This is a genomic window from Kistimonas asteriae, from assembly GCF_018263925.1.
In the GTDB taxonomy this organism is placed as follows: Bacteria; Pseudomonadota; Gammaproteobacteria; order Pseudomonadales; family Endozoicomonadaceae; genus Kistimonas; species Kistimonas asteriae.
On record NZ_JAEVHF010000048.1, the window covers coordinates 1 to 1,033 of the forward strand.

The window sequence follows — 1,033 nt, forward strand, 5'->3', positions numbered from 1 at the left end:
CCTGATTACCACCTAACATAAGCCATTCTCCCGTCTAAACTTACGACACTGGTTTTCCTTGGGTTAGGAGACGTGTCATGGCCAGGAACAAAATCCAGTTTCAGAAAGGCATGAGCCTTGTGGAATTCTTTCAGCGATACGGTCAGGAAGGGCAATGCCGCGATCAGTTTTTCAAATGGCGCTGGCCGAACGGATTTGAATGCCCTCTGTGTTGTTGCCGGGAGTATTGCACCCTGAAAACCCGCGAACTCTACCAATGTAACCGTTGCCACCATCAAACATCACTGACTAGCGGTACCATTCTGGAAGCCAGCAAGCTGCCCTTCACCATCTGGTTTCTGGGCATGTTTTTAATGACTCAAACCAAGAATGGCATATCAGCCATGGAGCTTTCGAGGCAGCTTGGCGTCTCTTATAACGCCGCGTGGCGCCTGAAGCACAAGCTCATGCAAGTCATGAAAGAACGGGATGACAGCCGCCCCCTGCAGGGGCATGTGCAGCTGGATGATGCCTACTGGGGCGGTGAAAAACATGGCGGCAAACGGGGAAGAGGTTCTGCAAACAAACACCCCTTTGTTGCTGCCGTGCAAACCAACAAAGAAAACTGCCCGCTGTATATGCGCTTTAGTATGGTCACCAGTTTCCGGAAAAAGGAGTTGGAACACTGGGCGAAAAAACATCTCGGAGATCATACCTGTTGTGTTGTCAGTGATGGACTCGGCGCATTCACGGGAATAGTCGACGCTGGACATCCACATACTGCAGTAGTGACAGGAGGTGGTCATGAATCGATGGCTAATGAGTTGTTTACGTGGGTCAACACCATGATCGGGAACGTCAAAAACTCCCTGAGAGGCAGTTACCACAATATTAATCCCAGGCATCTGCCACGATACCTTGCAGAATACTGTTATCGATTTAACCGGCGCTTTGATTTGAAGGCGATGGTATCAAGGCTGGGTTACATGGCTGCGCGAACCTGCCCCATGCCAGCAAGGCTTCTCAAGCTGGCTGAGCCACAGTGGTAATCAGG

General features: G+C 50.7%; 1 protein-coding gene. It reads left to right on the plus strand.

Annotated features, from left to right (window positions below):
* Positions 1-77 precede the first annotated feature (77 nt).
* Positions 78-1,028 carry an IS1595 family transposase gene (locus KHS78_RS22180; RefSeq protein WP_211831197.1) on the plus strand — a complete coding sequence of 317 codons (951 nt, stop codon included), beginning with the start codon at positions 78-80 and terminating at the stop codon, positions 1,026-1,028.
* The last annotated feature ends 5 nt before the right edge of the window (positions 1,029-1,033 follow it).

Coding starts and splice junctions, on each gene's coding strand:
- KHS78_RS22180 (WP_211831197.1), top strand. CDS start 78: ATGGCCAGGAACAAAATCCAGTTTCAGAAAGGCATGAGCCTTGTGGAA.